Annotated in this window: 16 protein-coding genes; 7 read left to right on the forward strand and 9 right to left on the reverse strand. The window is 37.4% G+C overall.

Annotated elements, in window-relative coordinates; translation table 11 throughout:
• Positions 1–313: 313 nt before the first annotated feature.
• The gene (glsB, locus tag H4J75_RS00980) at positions 314–1,246 is read left to right on the forward strand and encodes a glutaminase B (RefSeq protein WP_182221107.1); all 933 of its coding nucleotides are present in this window, start codon (positions 314–316) and stop codon (positions 1,244–1,246) included.
• Positions 1,247–1,351: 105 nt separating this feature from the next.
• On the opposite strand, the gene astB is transcribed toward glsB, so the two are convergent.
• A complete protein-coding gene (gene astB, locus H4J75_RS00985; RefSeq protein ID WP_182221108.1) occupies positions 1,352–2,689 on the reverse strand; it encodes an N-succinylarginine dihydrolase in 1,338 nt (445 codons plus the stop codon).
• A 976-nt stretch (positions 2,690–3,665) separates the two neighbouring features.
• On the opposite strand from astB, the gene H4J75_RS00990 reads away from it, so the two are divergent.
• The 5 genes from H4J75_RS00990 to H4J75_RS01010 all read left to right on the forward strand — a co-directional run bounded on the left by H4J75_RS00990 (position 3,666) and on the right by H4J75_RS01010 (position 7,498).
• Positions 3,666–4,547 carry a LysR family transcriptional regulator gene (locus H4J75_RS00990; protein WP_231907471.1) on the forward strand — a complete coding sequence of 294 codons (882 nt, stop codon included), beginning with the start codon at positions 3,666–3,668 and terminating at the stop codon, positions 4,545–4,547.
• A 125-nt stretch (positions 4,548–4,672) separates the two neighbouring features.
• Positions 4,673–5,191, forward strand: a complete 519-nt coding sequence (locus H4J75_RS00995; RefSeq protein WP_070374721.1) for a hypothetical protein — start codon at positions 4,673–4,675, stop codon at positions 5,189–5,191.
• Between the two features lie 35 nt (positions 5,192–5,226).
• Positions 5,227–5,364 (forward strand): hypothetical protein, encoded by a 138-nt coding sequence (locus tag H4J75_RS01000; protein WP_157470871.1) that lies wholly within the window; start codon positions 5,227–5,229, stop codon positions 5,362–5,364.
• Between the two features lie 177 nt (positions 5,365–5,541).
• Positions 5,542–6,471, forward strand: a complete 930-nt coding sequence (locus H4J75_RS01005) for a PDC sensor domain-containing protein (protein WP_182213396.1) — start codon at positions 5,542–5,544, stop codon at positions 6,469–6,471.
• A 298-nt stretch (positions 6,472–6,769) separates the two neighbouring features.
• On the forward strand, positions 6,770–7,498 hold the full coding sequence (locus tag H4J75_RS01010) for a YebC/PmpR family DNA-binding transcriptional regulator (RefSeq protein WP_070374723.1): 729 nt from the start codon (positions 6,770–6,772) through the stop codon (positions 7,496–7,498).
• Between the two features lie 113 nt (positions 7,499–7,611).
• Here the strand turns inward: H4J75_RS01010 and H4J75_RS01015 are convergent, their stop codons facing one another.
• Genes H4J75_RS01015 through rlmD form a run of 4 tightly spaced genes read right to left on the reverse strand, consistent with a single transcriptional unit; the run spans position 7,612 to position 12,834 of the window.
• On the reverse strand, positions 7,612–8,415 hold the full coding sequence (locus H4J75_RS01015) for an enoyl-CoA hydratase-related protein (protein WP_182221109.1): 804 nt from the start codon (positions 8,413–8,415) through the stop codon (positions 7,612–7,614).
• Complete coding sequence (mazG, locus tag H4J75_RS01020) at positions 8,412–9,230, reverse strand: nucleoside triphosphate pyrophosphohydrolase (RefSeq protein WP_182213394.1); 819 nt, start codon at positions 9,228–9,230, stop codon at positions 8,412–8,414. The genes H4J75_RS01015 and mazG overlap by 4 nt, the downstream gene beginning before the upstream one ends.
• Positions 9,231–9,265: 35 nt before the next feature.
• Positions 9,266–11,473 (reverse strand): GTP diphosphokinase, encoded by a 2,208-nt coding sequence (relA, locus tag H4J75_RS01025; protein ID WP_182221110.1) that lies wholly within the window; start codon positions 11,471–11,473, stop codon positions 9,266–9,268.
• Positions 11,474–11,511: 38 nt separating this feature from the next.
• Complete coding sequence (rlmD, locus tag H4J75_RS01030; protein ID WP_182221111.1) at positions 11,512–12,834, reverse strand: 23S rRNA (uracil(1939)-C(5))-methyltransferase RlmD; 1,323 nt, start codon at positions 12,832–12,834, stop codon at positions 11,512–11,514.
• 96 nt (positions 12,835–12,930) lie between these two features.
• Here rlmD and barA point away from each other — a divergent pair, with 96 nt between their 5' ends.
• Entirely contained in the window at positions 12,931–15,756 is a 2,826-nt protein-coding gene (barA, locus tag H4J75_RS01035) for a two-component sensor histidine kinase BarA (RefSeq protein ID WP_182213389.1), read from the forward strand.
• Positions 15,757–15,914: 158 nt separating this feature from the next.
• Here barA and H4J75_RS01040 read toward each other — a convergent pair whose 3' ends face one another.
• The 4 genes from H4J75_RS01040 to acs form a co-directional block, all read right to left on the reverse strand.
• A complete protein-coding gene (locus H4J75_RS01040; protein WP_182213387.1) occupies positions 15,915–16,403 on the reverse strand; it encodes a thioredoxin family protein in 489 nt (162 codons plus the stop codon).
• Between the two features lie 74 nt (positions 16,404–16,477).
• Positions 16,478–17,629 carry a bifunctional chorismate mutase/prephenate dehydrogenase gene (gene tyrA, locus H4J75_RS01045; RefSeq protein WP_259364806.1) on the reverse strand — a complete coding sequence of 384 codons (1,152 nt, stop codon included), beginning with the start codon at positions 17,627–17,629 and terminating at the stop codon, positions 16,478–16,480.
• 31 nt (positions 17,630–17,660) lie between these two features.
• The gene (locus tag H4J75_RS01050; RefSeq protein ID WP_182213385.1) at positions 17,661–18,770 is read right to left on the reverse strand and encodes a 3-deoxy-7-phosphoheptulonate synthase; all 1,110 of its coding nucleotides are present in this window, start codon (positions 18,768–18,770) and stop codon (positions 17,661–17,663) included.
• Positions 18,771–19,267: 497 nt separating this feature from the next.
• A complete protein-coding gene (gene acs / locus H4J75_RS01055; RefSeq protein ID WP_182213384.1) occupies positions 19,268–21,214 on the reverse strand; it encodes an acetate--CoA ligase in 1,947 nt (648 codons plus the stop codon).
• Between the last annotated feature and the right edge of the window lie 173 nt (positions 21,215–21,387).

Below are 21,387 nucleotides of genomic sequence, written 5' to 3' on the forward strand. Positions count from 1 at the left end.
ATATCACTAAGGCCATTAAAACCAATAAATTGTAAAAAATAATTTTTCTATTATTTTCACACCACTTATTTATCTTTAAATTTCCATTGCATTATGAATTTTTTTGCAAATTGCAAAGGAGAATAATCTCGTACCCATAATCGATGATTATTGATATTCTATAAACTCTAGAAAAAGCTAAAGTGCATGATTAGCTCATTAATTGTTGAATGCTTATTTAAGGTCAAAGCGTTAAATAAGTCTCTTTAAGGCAACATCTCAGATTTATTTTGTGCATAATAGCGCCTCTGCACTTTTAACATCGAGCCATTATATGAAAAACAACATAGTTGACTTACAAGGTAAGCTAAACGCATTACTGCTTTCTTACCGTGATAGCTTTGTCGAGGGTGCTGTAGCCGATTATATTCCTGCTCTTGCTAGTGTAAAAGCCGATTTTGCCGGCATCGCAGTCGCGACCATTGACGGAAAAACAGTTGGCGCCGGTGATTATCAGCACGCTTTTTCTATTCAAAGTATTTCAAAAATATTTGGTTTAATAATGGCGATGAATCGCCTAGGTGATTCTTTGTGGCAACGCGTGAGAATGGAGCCTTCAGGTCAACCTTTCAATTCTATTATTCAGTTGGAGTGGGAAAAAGGTATTCCCAGAAACCCGGTAATAAATGCGGGTGCTTTATTAGTGGCTGACGTATTAACCAGTCATTACTCAGCAAGTAAGTTGGCTTTTTTAGGCTTTGTTAGGAAGCTAGCAAACAATGAAGACATTCGCGTTGACCTTGAAGTTTATCAATCTGAATTCACCCATGGTAATCGTAATGCCGCCCTAGCCTACTTAATGAAAAGCTTTGGTAATATTGAAGCCGAAATTCCAGATGTACTCAGCCATTATTTTACTCAGTGTTCAATTAGCATGAGTTGCGAGCAGCTCGCGCAAAGTTTACTATTTTTAGCCAACAAAGGTGTCGACCCATTAACGAAACGGGTTATTTGTAGCCCAAAAGATGCACATCGCGTTAATGCAATATTATCAACCAGTGGTATGTATGATCAATCTGGTGAGTTCGCTTTTTCTGTCGGCTTACCAGCTAAAAGTGGTGTGGGTGGTGGTTTAATTGCTATCGTGCCAAATTATGGCGTGATCTGTACATGGAGCCCACCGTTAAACAGTTTTGGTAATTCTGTTGTTGGTATGAAGTTAGTAGAAGGTATTGCAGAAGAATTAGGCTTGTCTATTTACCATTAATCGCTGGCATCAGCTATTTGTGTCTTAAATACCTAGGTTAACTAAAAGCAGCACGTTTCTAGTTAAAAACGGCTGCTCAAAGTCACTTATTGTGCAAGTATATAATTATTGTTGAAAACGATAAACTGCACCTAAAGATAAGATTTGTGAAAGTTCATCTAATGCCGTGCGTGACTCAATAATTAATTGTGGGTCTCGTAAATCATCTATGACTAATTTGTCGCGATAATGACAATTAACCCAAGTCACTAATCGGTTATATAATGCTGGTGTTAGCAAGCAGTCAGGATTAACCCCAAGTAACTCTTGCTCGGTGAGCGCAACTCTTAGCCGTAAACATGCCGGACCACCACCATTTTTCATACTTTCATTGACATCAAAAAACTCAACATGATTTATTGGGTTATCACCAGCAATTAATGTTTGTAGGTAATGATTAACCTGACTATTTTCCCGACAATGCATCGGGGCAATAATAGCCATAGAATTATCAGCTAATGTGACAATTTGAGTATTAAATAAATACGTATTAACCGCTGCTTCAATCGACACTTGCTCGGTTGAAACTTCAAGAAAGTGCAGTTTATCGCCGTTATACTTTCGAGTGACTTCGGCTTTGAATTCTGCCGTATTTAAATATGCTTGCTCATGGTAAAGAAAAACATTCTGGTTACCGACGGCAATCACGTCATTATGAAAAACACCTTGATCGATAATATCGGGGTTTTGTTGAACAAAAACAGCTTTATCTTCAGAAAGGCCATGTAATCTTGCGATCGCCTGACTCGCCTCCAACGTTTGACGAGCAGGAAACTTAACGGGTGCTGGTTTATTTCGATTAAAAGCATAACGACCATAAGTAAAGATCTCTATACCAGCATCTCCATAACCTTCACATAATCGCGTATGGTTAGCAGCCCCTTCATCACCAAAGTGTTCATTATCGTTAAGGTGCTGATGATGCTGAAAATACTTATCATCGTTGAACATAGCTTTAAGGATTTTACTGGTCGTTTCAGGTTCGAGTGAACGATGAAACTTATTCGCTAAATTAGCTGAGGTAAAATGGACCTTTTTATCAACCGTATCCGCTGATGGTGAAACGGTTGCTGCATTGGCTGTCCACATCGTTGATGCAGAACAACAAGCGGCGAGTAGTGTTGGCGAAGCTTTATAAGCTGCTGACAATATTTGCGCATCGCTGCCGTGAAAGCCCAATCTTTTAAGCGTATAGAGGTCAGGACGTTCTTGAGGAGCAAATACGCCTTGTTTTAACCCCATATCATGCAATGCTTTCATTTTTTTCAAACCTTGCAAGGCTGCTTCTTTAGGGTTTGAGCTGTTATTAGTATTTGATAATGAGGCAACATTCCCCTCAGAAAGACCCGCATAATTATGGGTTGGGCCCACTAAACCATCAAAATTCACTTCAAAACTTTTCATTATTACCTCAACCTTTTAATCGTTTTTTTAATTTTTTTTAACATCATAGTAAAATACGCACCAATCAAAATATTGATCATCAATATATAAAAATTTTATATTAACGTTTAATTTATCAGTAGTCATAGCGTCATTAACTGAACATAACCTGCAACAATCTATAATGTAAATAAAGCGCGTAAGTTATAAATACCATAAGGGCTATAAGCCCGAAAACACTTATTAATTGTATAAAAATTGATAGATGAAAAAAGTTAACCTATCAGATGAATTTATCTCGTTTGCTGTGACTGACGAATCAATTTACGATGCATTTGTATTTTGAATCTTCCCCGATTCTTTAATAGTACTGCTTATATTGTTAAATTGTTTCATTTTAAGGACATCATTTGATGTCCTTTTTTTTTAGCTTTTTTTTAGCTAGGCGATTAAATAAGCTAACTTTTATAAAATGGATCTTACTTACTGTCCCTAGCGAATAAATTTCTAACGAATGAGCATTATTGATCTCAATTATACTGAATACTGACACTTGCTAATAATTTTACAACGCCCTTGATTACACTATGTTGATGGGTAAAAAATACCTTTTTAATAGCATGATTTATTCCCATTTAATTTTATAGGTGAAAAATATTGATCCATCGAATGAATTTATCTCGTTTGCTGTGCCTAATAAATCAATTTACGATGCAGTTGTTTGTTGAGTCGCTCTAATAATAATTTATAGATTCTTTAAAAACACCTGTTTGTATTGCTAAACTGCTACATTTAAGGACATCATTGATGTCCTTTTTTTCTGCTTATAATTCTATAAACAGATTGTTCTTATAGTGCAAATGAACCAACATGGTGCAAACCGAAAAAAACGGCCGTTTTATAAAAATCGTATTAACAATAATATCAATGAGTTACATTTCGGTATAACTATTGCTATTACTATTTGTCTTCATCAATTTATTTTACTTACATGCCTATTCAAACACCCATCCGTGGTTTACGGTCATTCTGCGTGGCTTCAAAATGTTTAAGCTTCAAACATGCTGCCGCACAATTGTTTTTAACACCTTCAGCGGTTAGCCATCAAATAAAACAGCTAGAGGAACAATTAGGTTTTGACCTCTTTAAAAGAGGAACACGTTCAATAGAGCTAACCAGTTCAGGGAAACAGTTTTATCAATCTATTCAACCGATAATTCATCAGCTTGAATCAACAATTTCGGAGTTCACTCATAATCAACAAAATAAAACTATTGTCATTAGTTTGCCTGAGTTTTTTGCCAGTGAGTTATTTATTCCCCAGTTAAGTACATGGTCTGAAAAAAATCCAGAAATAAACTTACAATTAGAAACGATAAAATCAGGCAGTGAACCCTCACAAATTGCTGATTTATCGATAGTATTGGCGAATGGCAAGCCAAATGCGAGTATTGTTCATGAATTATTCCCTGTGCGTTATACCCCAGCTTGTAATAAAAAACTTTATAAAAAACTTAAAAGCATGGGGACTTCGGCATTAAGAAATACCCCACTGATTTTACACCGCTCTCGTCCTTGGTCATGGCATCAATGGGCCGACAACGTCAATATTAATGATTTTGATCCAAAACAAATTATACAGTTTGACAGTATGTTTGGCGTTGCACGAGCGGCTCAACAAGGAATGGGCATAGCATTAGTGCCTCTTCCAATCAGTAAAACATGGTTTACTGAACAGTTATTAGTAAAACTCTTCGATGAAGAACTCAATACCAATGACAAATACTATTTGATCCAACATGAAAATATGGAAAATAAAACTGAGCTAACTTTATTTGCTGACTGGGTTAAAGAAACCTTCGCCAATAACAACGAATAACGATGCCAATGATAGATGAAATTTATTCACTCAATACGTCGATTTTAATCGTTTGTCTCGAGAAATGAAAATTTCTATAGTAGACCTGCATCAACCGGATGCGCTTTTAAATAGAGAGAAAAAAAATGAAAACTACATTAGCTTTATTAACCCCATTATTGATAACTTTACTAGTAAGTAACCCTGTATCAGCTTTTGAAAGTGACACCGCATTAAAAGTTGCGGTAGTTAAAGATGCCAGAGGTACTCAAGATATTGTTAAAGGCAATTTTAATAAAAGCATTAAGAAACTCACCAAACGCCATCAAGATGAAAGTTCGTATAACAGCCATATGAGTTTATGTGTTGCCTATTTGCAAGCTGATAATGCAGAACAGTCAGAGTTAGCATGTACCGCAGCAATCGACAGTATTGAAGCCATGAACTTAAATAACACCATTGGACTTTACCTTAAGTCATTAAGTTACAGTAATCGTGGTATTTCAAGGTACAAAAACAATGATATTAGCGGTGCCCTAGCTGATTTAAACCAAGCGATATTAATTGATGAAAACACAATTACGTTAGGTAACTTAAAAATTATCAAGCAAAAAGCATATCGATTGGCATCACTTTCAGAAACCTCACCACTGATTGCAGATTAATCAATAACTTAACACTAGATTTCAGGAGATATATCATGATCAAACGCATGCTAAATAGTATTTCATCTTTTACCAGTTTACTCATTAACATCAAGCACTTATCTGTGAGTCAGTGGGATATTGAAGAAACAGAGAATAGCCAAAATTTTAACGAAATTCGACAACCAAGGTAAATGAATGGCTTATTTAATAAACGGTAGCAGCGCAAGCAGAAATCGCTAAATATTTCAGGATATCAATGGCGTTGCTACTTTCCCACCCAGCTTATTCATAATATAAACACCTGTAGGTTAACCCTATTCGACTTACTACTGCCCCCTAAATAATATTTATCATCAAAGTAGAGTTTAATGAATTATATAAGTGTAATAGATAGATATCATGAATATCACAATGCTATTCATGAACTTATGGCGTCAATCGTCGCAGGAGCCTTTGATGAAAACTTTTTTAAAGACGAAACCCTGCTACAAACTTCAATGCTCTGGCTAACTAAACATTACCCTTTTATTGAGTTGATGTTCACTTTAGATAGCGATGGCGTTCAAAGTAGTAAAAATATTTCTAAGAAGAATAATATAAATAAAAGTATTGCCGAAGGCCTTGGGATAGACCGCTCTTATCGCCCCTATTATATAAAGGCAGATAAAAATAATACCATCATTGTTACTGAGCCTTATTTATCAACCTCTAGCCATAATCTATGTATTTCTACATCAATGAAATATGCTAATAAAAATGGTGATGTTATTGGTGTATTGGTGATTGATATTAACTTAGCTCAAGCCATTGAATTTTTAATGGGGGATGTAAAAAGAAAAAAATTCCATCCTTTTTTCGTCAGTGTCTATTCATGTATTGTCGTTGGACTATTCTTTATTGTCGGTATTCTTTTATATTCTGCCGGTAGCGAAATAGTTAATTTATTACTCTCACCAACCCCTGAAGATCTACAAATAAAACCTTTTGGTATTATTATTTTTCTGACCTTAGCACTGGCCATTTTCGACTTAGGCAAAACAACGATAGAAGAAGAAGTGTTAATGCAAAAAGATATATTACGCCATAGTTCAACAAGACGAACAATAACTCGATTTATTGCCACTATCTTAATTGCCGTTTCAATAGAAGCTTTATTGCTAATGTTTAAGTCAGTACTTGGCTCCCCTGAATATTTAGTTAATGCTGTTGCTATGATGGCTACTTCAGTTGGCCTACTTGTTGGTTTAGGCCTATATGTTTACCTTGGCGCAAAAGCAGAAACACTACTAAAAAAATAACACTTTCCAATGAAGATAATAAAAAAAGATTACCTTAGTGTCTATTTCATTTAAATGGCTGACAATATTCACTGTTATTACTGACAGAAGTTATTTAAGGTTTTACTAAAATCATGTCAGTTTATCTTTAGCAATATTTTGCTCCACTAATTAACCAAGAGTTCAAGTCCCTTAGCTATGATTTAATGGCGTTCAAAATAAAAATATCGATGATTAATTCACTACAGGCTAGTCAAAATTGACTTCAGCGGGTAGAATCTAGCCCATCAATTTATTAAGAACGACGAGATGCATTCAGATGGGCAGAGCATACCAAAATCGCAAATTATCAATGGCGAAAACAGCAGGCGCAAAAACTAAAGTTTATTCAAAATACGGTAAAGCAATTTATGTAAGTGCCAAAGAAGGCGGTGTTGACCCAGATGGTAACCTAACACTACGTGGCTTAATCGATAGAGCTAAAAAAGATCAAGTACCTACTCACGTCATTGAAAATGCAATAAAGAAAGCATCAGGCGCTGGAGGCGAAGATTTTGTTGCCGCAAGGTATGAAGGTTTTGGTCCAGGTAACTGTATGGTTATTATTGATTGTTTAACGGATAACGGTAATAGAACGATTAAAGATGTTCGCCAATGTTTTACCAAGACCTATTCTAAAATTGGTTCATCGGGCACCGTTTCTCATATGTTTAATCATCAAGCTGTCTTTGCTTTTCAAGGCGAAGATGATGAAACTGTATTAGAAACCTTAATGATGGCTGACATTGATGTAACAGATGTTGAACTTGAAGACGGTATCATTACTGTTTATGCACCACATACTGAGTTTTTCAAAATAAAAACTGAATTTGCTAATTCAATGCCAGAGTTTGATTTAGAAGTTGAAGAAATCACTTGGGTACCGCAAACCTACACTGAAATTACCGGTGAAGATGACACAGCAAATTTCGAGAAATTTATCGCTATGTTAGATGATTGTGATGATGTACAAAACGTTTATCATAATGCCGATATTGCAGAGTCGTAATTTGCAACAGTATTAAGTCCAGGATGTCTGTTATCAGACATCCTGTTTTCTACTATATCAATATGTATCAACCTTATATGCTGTTCACATCGGTGTTAAAGGGGAACGCTCCTTTATTTAGCCAGCTTTTCCATCATCACGTTTACCGCGTCTAAATGCTCAGGGTTGTTATGACACATTCCTTGAAATACCGCACAAATATCAAGAAAGTCTGGTAAGTCGGTACGTTGTGCCATTTTCATTAACCGCTTAGTTAAACGCATTGCCGCCGTTGGTTTACTGGCAATATCATTTGCTAAAGCCATAACGTTATCCATTAAACACTCAGCATCAACAACATTTAACACCACCCCCATTTCTTTCGCTTCATCGGCATTAATTATTCTGCCTGTAAAAGTTAACTCCGCGGCTTTTTGATAACCAATAACTCGCTGCATAAACCATGCACCACCATCCCCTGGAATAAGACCTAAATTAGCAAATGTTTCGCCAAACTTAGCTTTTGTTGAGGCTATTCGGATATCACACATATTAGCAACATCGAAACCGGCACCGATTGCTGCACCATTAACAGCAGCAATAATAGGGACTTCACATTTATGTAATGCTAGTGGAATGCGCTGAATTCCTTGACGATAACGAGCTTCAAGTTCTTGTACATCACCAGCAAAATCACCACCACGTTCAGCCATATCTTTAATATTTCCCCCCGATGAAAACGCAGAGCCGGCACCGGTAATAATCAGCACAGCCACATCAGCCGTTTTATTAACCCACTCGACGGTGGTAACAATATCATCAGCAATTGCGGTACTTGTTAGCGCATTACGTACGTCATGGCGATTAAAGGTTAGCGTAGCAATATTATTATCTAGTGCGAGTAGACAGTCGGCTAATTGGGGAAGATTTTCTTTCATCGTTGTTTCTCATCAAGTTTGACTTGTTGCCAATATTCTTCAAGTTTTTCTAGCGAATGTTGTTCAAATTCTACGCCAGAGCTTGCCACTTGTTTTTCAACACCATGAAACCGTTTTGTAAATTTCTGATTTGCTTGGCGTAATAACTGCTCAGGGTCTTGTTTGGCATGGCGACAAAGATTGACAACGGCAAACATTAAGTCACCTAATTCTTCAGCGAGCGCTTGCGGATTATTTTGCTCAATTTCAAGATGAACTTCTTCGACTTCTTCGACAACCTTAGCAAAGACATCTTCAATGTTATGCCAGTCAAAACCAGCATGTGCGCAGCGTTTTTGAATTTTAGCGGCTTGAGAAAGTGCGGGTAAATTTCGCGGAATATCGGCTAAAATACTGATGTGTTCGTTGAGGTTTTTTTGTTGTCTTTCTTGCGCTTTTTCATTTTCCCAATTGGCATTAATCTCTGCATCAGATGTTAGATTTTTATCGCCAAAGACATGAGGGTGTCGACGAATGAGTTTCTCACAAATGGCCGCGACGACACTGTCAAAATCAAATTGTTTTTGTTCTTGCCCGAGCTGACTATAGAAAACAATCTGAAATAACAAGTCACCTAATTCTTTTTCTAATTCTGAGAAGTCTTGCTGTTCAACAGCGTCAATGACCGCATCAGCAACTTCGTAGGCTTCTTCAATGGTATGCGGTACTATCGAAGCAAAGTCTTGCTTGATATCCCACGGGCACCCTGTTTTAGGGTCGCGTAACTCGGTCATGATCCAACGTAGCTTATTCATTGAGGCTTGTTCAGTTAACATATTTATACATTTTCCATAAGGTAGATAAAATACAACTAGAGTCGCTTAACTTCTAATACATCATCAAGTTGAAGTAATTTGCCAATTAAACGTCCTAATATTTCATTATTTGGAATTTCAATATTTAACAACATAGCGACTGTTTGCTTGCTTGGATCAGAACGGGTTTCCATGCCAACAATGCTGACCCGTTCATTGGAAACAATCGTAGAAATATCACGCACTAAACCTTGACGGTCACTCGCTATAACTTTCACTGTTGCTAGATAGCTCTGTTGATTCTGCTCACCCCACTGTACTTCTACTTCTCGTTCAGGTTGCTGAACTAACGAATTCGCTAATTGGTCACAATCATTGCGATGCACCGAGATACCCCGTCCCTGAGTAATAAAGCCGGCAATATCATCGCCTGGCACCGGATGACAACATTTTGCCATATGCGTTAATAAATTACCGACACCCGATACCGTAATACCATTAGCATCGGTTTGAGATTTTTGTTGTGCCTGTTGAGGTTTGACCAAACTTTGTGGGTCAAGATCTACCGGTGGTTTGTTTTTCTCGTCATGATATTGCAAATGATTAATCACTTGCATTAAGCGGGCATTACCTGAGCCAATAGCTGCATATAAATCATCAATCGATTTTATATTAAAGCGCCTACTCGCTGACATTAAATCAGTCTCGGTTAAATCGATTTTAGATAATTCTGTCTCTAACTGTTCTTTACCTATGGCAATATGTTTGTCACGGTCGAGTAATCTAAAAAAATGTTGAATTTTTGACCTTGTTCTAGGTGCATGGGTATAATGCAGATTAGGGTTTAACCAATCACGACTTGGGTTAGGTGTTTTACTGGTTAACACTTCGACTTGATCGCCTGTTTTTAAGCGGTAAGTAAAAGGTACAATGCGTCCAGAGACTTTCGCGCCGATGCAACAATGACCTACATTTGAATGAATATAGTAAGCAAAATCTAAAGGTGTAGAGCCAGCAGGTAAATCAATAACATCGCCGTTAGGTGTAAATACATAAATACGGTCTTCAAAGACCTGACTACGTAATTCATCGAGTAAATCGCCACTTTCGCTGACGTCATCTTGCCATTGTAAAATTTTTCTTAGCCAGCTAACTTTTTCATCAAAACCAGTTTTTTTATCCGTGTTCTTAATGCCAGTGCTGCCTTCTTTATAACGCCAATGAGCCGCAACCCCCATTTCTGCATCATCGTGCATTTGCTGAGTTCTTATTTGTACTTCTACTGATTTTCCTTCTGGACCTAATACAACCGTATGAATCGATTGATAACCATTAGGTTTTGGTGTGGCGACATAATCATCAAATTCGTTAGGTAAATGCTGCCAACTGGTATGAACTATACCTAATGCGCCATAACAATCTTGAAGTTTATCAACAACAACCCTCACGGCTCTAACATCAAAAAGTTGTTCAAAACCAAGCGATTTTTGCTGCATTTTTTTCCAAATGCTAAAAATATGCTTGGGCCGACCATACACTTCACCGGCAATATTTAAATCTTGTAATTGCCCACTAAGATTACTCACAAAATTAGCCATATATTGTTCACGGTCTAAGCGTTTTTCATCTAATTGTTGGGCTATATTTTTGTACACCTTGGGATGAAGGTAGCGAAAGGAAATATCTTCAAGCTCCCACTTTAATTGACCAATGCCTAGTCTATTCGCGAGTGGTGCATAAATATTGGCGGTTTCTTTGGCAGCTAAAACTCGCGTTTCTTCATCGGCATTTTTTACCAGCCTTAAGTAACAGACTCGCTCGGCAAGTTTAATAACAACAGCACGAACATCGTCAACCATGGCAACTAACATCTTACGAATATTATCAACTTGATTGGCCGACACTTGATTAGACTGGCCTTGCTGTAATGTCTTTATCGCTTGCATTTGGCTAACGCCATTACATAAATTTAGAATTTTCTTAGAAAAGTTTTCTTCTATATATTCTAATGATATGCATTGGTATTCATATAACGGCAGTAAAAATGCAGCACATAAAGAATCGCGATCTAAATTCAAACTGGCGAGGATCTCAACCATCTCTAAAGACTTAGTCTGGCATTCTTGCTGGTCAACATAAAAATCACTGACTTGCTGCCAAAGCTTTTCAAGTGCTTGATTTTTTTGTTCACTAAGCTCCAATGAACTTAACCATTGCTCAAAATTTATTTCCGATATTTGATGAGATTTACGTACCGAAACCATAAAAATAACCTACTAAATTTTAGAAAAAAAATGAATGTCTACTTCACAAACAATACCATAGTCTCAATATGCTTTGTTTGAGAAAACATATCCATTAAGGATATTTTTTCAATGCGATAACCCTGTGCTAGCAATAATTCACTATCTTTGGCTAAGGTTGCCGGATCACAACTGACATATAGCACGCTATTAATATTTAAATGTACTAATTGTTGTAACGCTTGATAAGCGCCAGCACGCGCGGGATCTAATAGCAGCTTAGTATATTTTTTATTTGCCCAAGCTTCCTCTTTCCAATGACTATTTAAGTCAGCTTGATAAAACTCACAATTACTTAAACCATTTTGCAAAGCGTTTTTATGCGCGTTGCTGACCATAAGTTCAACACCTTCAATACCTACAACTTGCGCAACTTTTTTAGCTATTGGTAAGCTAAAATTACCTAAACCACAAAATAAATCTAAAACAATATCTTGCTCGGTCAAGTTTAACCATTGAATGGCTAGATTTATCATGCTTTTATTAACTTGGTGGTTAACCTGAATAAAGTTGTCGCTACTAAAAGAAATAACAATATTGTCAGCTAAACTATAGTGCAAACTAGTTAAAGTCGCTTTATCGAGCGTTACTACCTCTTTACCTAAGTCAAAGAGAACATCACAAGAAAAATCATCACTGAATGCTTGCCAGTGACTTTTATCTTGCTTGGTCAGCGGCTCTAACTGGCGCACGACTACCGTCACTTTTTCTGTGGCAATAACTTCAATATGACCGATAGCATTTTTACCTGATAATTTTTTTAGTAATGTTCTTAAGGGTAAAAAGATATTATTTACCGGCTCGATAAGTACAGGGCAACTTTTAATATTAATCAGCTGATTGCTGCCCCGTTGTCTAAAACCAATAATGGCTTGGCCTGCTTTATTATACTGCACACCAATACGCGCCTTGCGGCGATAATGCCAAGGCTGGCTGACGATAGGCGCTTGCCAAGGAAGTGACTGCTCGTGGTTGCTTCGCGAAAATAAATCACTGACCTTCTGCTGCTTAAAATCAAGCTGAGTACTAATGGCTAAATGCTGTAAATCACAGCCGCCACAACTGAGAAAGTGCTGGCACTTAGCGGCAACACGCCGTTTATTAGCAACGGATACGTCAATTAACTTGCCACGACTATATTTGTTTTTTTGTTCAATAACCTTCACTTTTACAACTTCATCAGGTAAAGCACCATCAATAAATATAGGCTTTTTATTGTGTAAACCTACGCCACAGCCGTTAATATCAAGACGAGTAACCTTGATACTAACTTCTTGACCTAGTTCTTGTTTTTTAGCTGTTGCTTTAAAAAAATTCGCCATAACGAAATATACCTGTTAAGTGCTATAAATTTATATGACGATATGCCATGATAAGGTTATTCAATGTCATGATTTTACACTAAAGTTCAGCAGATAATGCATAAAATAAGTCTGAAAGATTGGGTAATTTTACTTACCATAGTGCCAACCACTTTGATCGCTTTCTCGATAGCTAGCTATTTTTCATATAGCCGTTATGACGAATTAAATACGTTTTTAACGCAGCGCTCTCAAAGTATTATTGAACCCCTAGCAATTGCTAGCTCTTTAGGTATGTTAAACAAAGATCGTGTTCAACTGCGTAATCTGATGAATTTCACCCATCGCAGTCAATCATCAATTATCAAAAGTATTGCTGTTTTTACTAAAGATAACCAAGTTTTTGTCACCAGCTCTTACCACGGTGACGCCAATTTATTACGTCTAAAAGCAGGGCAAGTTATTCCCAACAGCACTATTTTCTCTAAAAATGGTGATGATTTTATTTTTCATAGTCCTATTATTAATGAAACTTTGATAAATGAGGCAACTCGCTCAATGTCTCAAGATAATATTGGCTATATTGCTATGCAGATTGACAGCAGTAATATACGTTTAAAACAACAAGACCAGATGCTATTTTCTTTTCTTATTGTCTTGCTTGGCAGTGTTTTTAGTGCATTTTTCTCTTATCGATTGATTAAAAACTTTACGCGTCCAATAGACGCTATGGTACTTGCCGTTGATCGTATTAGAGAAGGAAAACTAGAGAGTCGAGTCACAGGACAATTAATTGGTGAATTAAACTTTTTGAAAAACGGTGTCAATGCGATGGCACAATCATTAGGTGATTACCAAGAAGAAATGCAAGGCAGCATAGATCAAGCCACGACCGATTTACGAGAAAGTTTAGAGCAATTTGAAATACAAAACGTTGAACTTGATATCGCTAAACGAAAAGCACAAGAAGCGAATAAAGTTAAATCAGAATTTTTAGCCAATATGAGTCACGAACTGCGCACACCACTTAATGGTGTTATTGGTTTTACTCGCCAGGTATTAAAGACACCGCTGACTATTACCCAGCGCGATTATTTACAAACCATAGAGCGATCCTCAGCTAACTTGTTAGCCATTATTAATGATATTTTAGATTTTTCGAAATTAGACGCTGGAAAAATGGTTATCGAAAACATTCCTTTCTCGATGCGAGCAGCGGTCGAGGAAACATTAACATTGCTTGCGCCAACATCTCATAAGAAAAATATTGAGTTATCTTTACGTGTTAATCCGCAATTACCTGATGCTCTCATTGGTGATGCTATGCGAATTAAGCAGGTATTGATCAACCTGACCAGCAACGCCATGAAATTCACTGACAAAGGTTCTGTTGATATTGATGTCGACAGCGAACGCATTGAAAATAATATTGCGGTTTTAAAAGTAACAATTAAAGATACTGGTATTGGTATGAACCATGAGCAACAGAAAACTATTTTTGAGGCTTTTGGTCAAGCTGATAAAAGTGTTACGCGACTTTATGGTGGCACAGGATTAGGCTTAGTTATTTCTCAACGCTTAGTCACTGAAATGAACGGCAATATGGGTTTTTCTACCGAGCAAGGTCAAGGTTCAACATTTTGGTTTACTTTTCGTTGTGAAGTAAATCCTATCTCTATTGATAATATTTTTGATAATCATGAGTTAGCAGGTAAAAGTGTTCTTTATTTTGAACCTCATACGCATAGCCGTATTGCGACCAGCGAAATTCTTACCGATTGGAACTTGGCTGTTCATCCGGTCCAAAACTTAGTACAAGTTAACGATTTATTGAATGAAAAGGTACATTTTGATTTTGCTCTAATAAGTCATGATATAACGCCGACAGCATTAGTTGAGCTAAAAGAGCTTATCGTCACACTCTCAAAAAACGTGACTCAAATTCATTTAGCGATTAACAGTAACTCGCCAAATTTACAGGAAGCATTGATCGCTTGTGGAGCGAAAAGCTGTTTAAGTAAACCCATTACGCCAGAGCGATTAAATAAGGTACTGTTACCGAGAAATCACCTGCTAGATATCGTGAGATCAACGTCAGAAGACAATAAAATTCCAGTTAAAATTTTGGCGGTTGACGATAATGAAGCCAATTTAAAGCTTATTAATGAACTTTTACTCGAACAAGTCAATGAGGTTACTACTGTCGTCAATGGCCAAGAAGCGGTAGATATTTGTAAACATGAAAAATTTGCAATGATATTCATGGATATTCAAATGCCGATAATGGATGGCATCTCCGCGCTAAAAAGCATTAAAGCAATCACTTTTAATGACAATACTCCCGTGATCGCAGTAACCGCCCATGCCCTTAAAGAAGAAAAAGATAAACTGTTGAAACTGGGCTTTGACTCTTATATGACTAAGCCTATTGACGAAGCTATGTTACGTCACTGTATTTATGAATATTGTGATTTAACACAGCCACAAAATATTAAAACAATGAAAAATAAAAATATCGATAACACAGATTTAAATCAACAAGCTTTTGATACTAACAACGCAACGATTATGCACCGACGAAACCATCAAGTAATTGACTGGCCTTTAGCATTAAAACGAGCAGGCAATAAAGAAGAACTTGCCAAAGAGATGTTTAAAGGTTTAGTGCAAAGCCTGCCTGAAACAAAACTGAATATTTCTGAAGCATTGACCTCGCAAGATGTTGAGCAATTAAAAGTACTTATTCATAAGCTTAACGGTGCTTGCTGTTACTCGGGTGTACCCAGCCTAGGACGTGTTGTTCATCAGATAGAAACAGAACTGAAAAGTGGTGTCACTATCGATGACTTAGAACCTGAATTTTTTGAATTCTTTGAACACATTGATAATGTCATTAATCAAGCACCAGAAGTTTTTAATAAAAAGCCTAACATTGAGCACTAATAATTATTTGATGATTATTTAGCTTTAAAAAAAAGTGACACCGCTAGGGTTATTGGCTCAATGACTTACTTAAGGTTAAATATAGGCGTTAGCGCTTCGGTAAAGGTGACCAGGTTAAAGCTGATAGCAGGACCTGAAAGGCTATGAATATTCAAAGGCTAATCAAGTAACAGCTGATTAATATCGGCAACTAAACTAGTATTGGGCCTTTCAATAATTCGCCCCAGCTCTTCGGTTTTACTTTCATCTCGATAAACAACGATAGTTGGCGTGTATTTGACATTATTTTCTTTGGCTAATTGCTGTGGGTCTTCTTTTTGGTAATCGAGTGCAATAAGTGTGGCACTAATTTGCTTATTGCCTTGCAGTAATTTAAGTAGTTTAGGCACTTCACGTTCACTGTCATGACACCAAGTCGCAAAATAAATGTCTATTTTTAACGATTCAGGCCACTGCGCAACAATTTCTTTTTCTTGCTCAGTAATTAAAGACTCATTGAAGTTTTTATTAAAAGCACTAAAGTCACTCAACAATCTAGCTTCACTGATCACACCTAAGGCAAAGCCATTATTATCCTCCGCGTGAACTGATAATGACAATAGATGGCAAAAAGCTATAGTGAATACTGTGAGTAGGACTTTTATCATTGCGACTCTGCTTATGTTATATCCGTGCGACTGCAACCTAGCTGTTTAGCAATTTTTTAGTAGCACGGTAATGTTTAATGTTTTTTTAATTCGTTAGCTTTTAATAACATGACTTTGCTTTCTTGTAAAAAGATATCAGCATAATCACCAAACCAATCGGAGACTTGGCTAAACATGGTAACAAAAGCATCTTTATCACCCATTTCAACATCTTCTAACAACTCTAGAAACCGATAAGCGAAACGTTTCATCATCGCGACATTATCTTGATTTGAAAAAATGATATCAGTATAAAGCACAGGATCTTGAGCAAATAAACGACCAACCATAATTAACTCTAAACGATAAATAGGCGAACTCATTTCAACAAGTTGAGAAATGTCAGCCCCTTCAGTCATTAAGTGATAACCGTAAGCAATTGTTGAAAAATGTCTCATAACTTGAACCATAGACATTGCTTGATCGTGCGCCGACGCATCGACGGGATAAATCTTTGCTCCCCAAACCTGAAATTGTTTCAGCAACCAATTATATTGCTCGGGTAAACGCCCTTCGCAAGTAATAATTGTTTGTTTGATTAACCCTGACACATCAGGTCCAAACATTGGGTGTAAACCAACAACCGGTCCTTGATGAACTTTCATCATTTCATAAAGTGGCATTTCTTTTACGCTAGTCACATCAGCTAAAATGCATGTTTTGGGTAAACAAGAAAGCTTTTGAATGATCATTGATGTTAAGCGAATAGGTACAGCAACAATAACGACACCGGCTTGGGCAAGGATATTGTCACTATTTGGCCAGTCATCTTGTTCAAGAACGGCTACCTGATAACCAGAGCGCTCAAATAAATCAACAAACACTTTACCTAACTGTCCGTTACCACCGATAACAACTATTTTACCACTCTCTGTATTGACACATTGATAGCCACTCGCATCTTGACTGATGTAAGAGTCACTCATTAGCCGTCTTAAAATATCTTCAATTAATTCTGGAGACACGCCTGCCTCCATCGCCTGTTGACGTCGCATAGTCAGTAATTGAGCTTCTCGGTCAGGCGCATAAATTGGCATACCAACTCGGCTTTTTAGCTCTCCCACTTTAGTGGTAACTCTGCGGCGCTTGGCTAATAGCTCGACTAATTGAGTATCTATCTCATCAATCTCATTTCTCAATGCGGTTAACTGAGGAGCAATACTTTTCTTATCCATTAATTTACTCATTTACGTTTCGCGTACTCGCCTTCATACTGATTTAAGATAAACGCTTCTTTAAAACACCATTAAGTTTATCGGTCGCATTTGCTAATAAAAGTGCCGTATCATTAAAATCAATACACGCATCAGTGACTGAAACACCATACTTTAATGACTCTTTCGGGCCATTAGTGCTTTGGTTACCTGCATTTATATGACTTTCTAACATTATACCAATAATTGATTTATTACCTTCAATTATTTGGTCAAATACATTTTCTGCCACCAATGGCTGGCGACGGTAATCTTTATTTGAATTACCGTGCGAACAATCGATAACAATACCAGGCTCTAAACCTTGTACACTCAATTCTTTCTCACATAACGCAACATTAGCAGCATCATAATTAGGTTTCTTACCACCACGTAAAATAACATGACCATCAGGGTTTCCAGAAGTTTTAATCAATGATACTTGTCCTTGACGGTTTATTCCCATAAAGCGATGTGAAGACGCTGCTGACTGCAAAGCATTAATAGCTACATCTAGGCTACCATTGGTGCCATTTTTAAAACCAATAGGCATAGAAAGACCTGACGCCATTTCTCTATGTGTTTGCGACTCAGTTGTTCTGGCGCCAATCGCCGACCAGCTAAAAAGTTCAGCCAAGTATTGCGGGCTAATGGGGTCAAGCGCTTCGGTGGCTAATGGCAAACCTAAATCAGTTAAGTAAATCAATAATTCTCGAGCTTTACGCAAACCGGTTTCAACATCAAAGGTACCATCCATATGAGGATCGTTTATTAAACCTTTCCATCCAACGGTGGTGCGAGGCTTTTCAAAGTAAACACGCATAACAATATAAAGGCTGTCTTGATGCTTATCATGTAAGGCTTTTAACTTTTGGGCATATTCTTTAGCGGCCTCGAGATCATGTACAGAACAAGGACCTGAAATAACGAGTAAGCGATGATCTTTTTTATGAATAATGTCAGCGATCACCTTGCGGGCAGCTTTAACGAAATTACGTCCACTTTCTGACAAGGGGAGTTCATCTCTTAATTGATCAGGCGTTATTAATACATCTTCTGAATTGACATGAATATCGTTAAGGGTTTTTATGTGAGGACCTTTACTAGGTTGAACGTTCGGTAATGAGTTAGACATTGTATTTTCCATTTATCGCAATATTGTTTATTAAAGTAAATATAGAACAAAAGAACTAAGTGTGACTTAGCAAAAGAAGGGCTAGTAATAATATCGATGTTGTTGGTTTTTCATAATAGTTCCGCTAATCGCCATATCGTAAAGAATTATTTACTCTGTTTGTACACAATATCTTACAGGGGTTTTTTTTGAAGGTACAGTAGTTTTAGTGTTTTTATTCTAGGTTATGTTGAGGGTGAACGGTATAACGTGGTGCCGTGACTAAATGGACATAGGAAGTAGAGTAACGTAGGAGCATTTACCGAGACGGTAAAGAAGGTAACTGTTCACAACTTTGGCTATTTAGAATACAGAGCGAAGCGTCCAAGGGTGAATCAAGCATGGCCTTTCGCAGCATGTTCTAATGACAAGATCAGTGCACGTATTCAAGCCACTTTCCCGCCAATAAAAACATTAAAAGCGCCCTAAGGCGCTTTTAATTAAGTGCTTGTTAGTGACTAACTAGCGTGAACAATTCGATTACTTATTAAGTTTTCTACAACGCTAGGATCTGCCAAGGTCGATGTATCCCCTAAGGTATCAATATCGTTTTCAGCAATTTTACGTAAGATGCGACGCATTATTTTACCAGAACGTGTTTTTGGCAAGCCAGGTGCATACTGAATATAATCAGGTTTTGCAAAACGGCCTAACTCTTTAGCAACAAACTCAGTTAATTCTTTCAGTAACTCTGGTGATTCACTGGCACTAGCCATTAAAGTCACATAAGCATAAACACCTTGGCCTTTAATTTCATGCGGATAACCAACAACAGCAGCTTCAGCTACAGCAGGATGAAGCACTAAAGCACTTTCGATTTCAGCAGTACCTAAACGATGGCCCGAAACATTAAGGACATCATCAACACGCCCGGTGATCCAATAAAATCCGTCTTCATCACGACGTGCACCATCTCCAGTAAAATAATTACCAGGATATTGGCTTAAATAGGTTTGATAAAAACGATCATGATCGCCATAAACTGTGCGTAACTGCCCAGGCCAACTACCCGTTATCATTAACAAACCTTGGTCAGCACCTGCAAGTGTATTACCTTCTTTATCAAACAATGCTGGCTGAACACCAAAAAAGGGTTTACCTGCTGCACCTGGTTTCATATCAACAGCACCGGGTAATGAAGTAATTAAAATACCCCCAGTTTCTGTTTGCCACCAAGTATCAACAATAGGACAGTTAGACTTGCCAACCACTTCATAATACCAATGCCAAGCTTCAGGATTAATAGGCTCGCCAACCGTACCGAGTAAACGCAACGATGAAAGATCTGATTGATGGACTAAATCGTCGCCAATACTCATCAAGGCTCTTATCGCAGTAGGTGCAGTATAAAAAATATTAACTTTATGTTTTTCACATATTTGCCAGAAACGTCCAGCATCGGGGTAAGTAGGTACCCCTTCAAATACTAGTGTAGTTGCACCGTTAGCTAACGGGCCATAGAAAATATAAGAGTGACCAGTGATCCAACCTGCATCTGCTGTACACCAATAAATTTCGCCATCTTTATAGTCAAAAACATATTTATGAGTCATCGCGGCATAGAGCGAATAACCACCACAGGTATGTAAAACACCTTTTGGTGTGCCTGTTGAACCTGATGTATAAAGAATGAACAATGGATCTTCTGCATCCATGACCTCTGGTTCACAAACGGCTGATTGCTTGGCAACTTCTTCTTCATAACTGATGTCTATTTTGTCATTCCATGCGACATCACCACCGGTACGAGCAACAACAATAACCGTATGTACATTGGGGCATTCGGCAACAGCTTCATCAACATTCACTTTCAGTGGAATAACACGACCGCCACGTAAGCTTTCATCAGAAGTGATAACAACTTGGCAATCAGCATCAGCAACTCGTGAGCGTATAGCTTCAGTTGAGAAACCACCAAAGACAACAGAATGTACCGCGCCAATCCGAGCACAGGCTAACATGGCATAACCCACTTCAGGGATCATCGGCATATAGATACAAACCCGATCACCTTTTTTAACACCACGTGCTTTTAATAAGTTCGCTAAACGACAAACATGATCATGTAATTCTTGATAAGTAATTTTTTTGTCGTCGCTGGGATCATCGCCTTCCCAAATGATAGCTGTATCATTGGCTTTAGTAGCTAAGTGACGATCAATACAGTTATAACTTACATTTAATTTACCACCAGAAAACCATTTAATATCAGCCGTTTTCAAGTCAACATCACTGACACTGTCCCAAGGTTTATACCAATCAAGAAATTTTTCAGCTTGCTCACCCCAAAATACATCAGGTTGTTCAATCGATTGCTTGTACATCGCATCGTATGTTGCACTATCAATATGAGTGTGTGCTTTAGCTTGTTCTAAAACTGGATAACAGCTTTTCAATTCTTTCATGTTGAGTCCTTCATTGCTGACTTGATATTATATCAAGTTGATTATTGCTTAAATGCTATTGATATTCATCTAAGCACTAATAGATTTTGAGGTTATTTTTAAAACAGTGACAACATCATATAGGAAGTTAATTAGTGCGACTACTCAACTAAAGTCGAATACGCCTTATTAAA

The sequence above is a fragment of the Colwellia sp. BRX10-1 genome (assembly GCF_014077545.1).
Lineage (GTDB): Bacteria > Pseudomonadota > Gammaproteobacteria > Enterobacterales > Alteromonadaceae > Colwellia_A.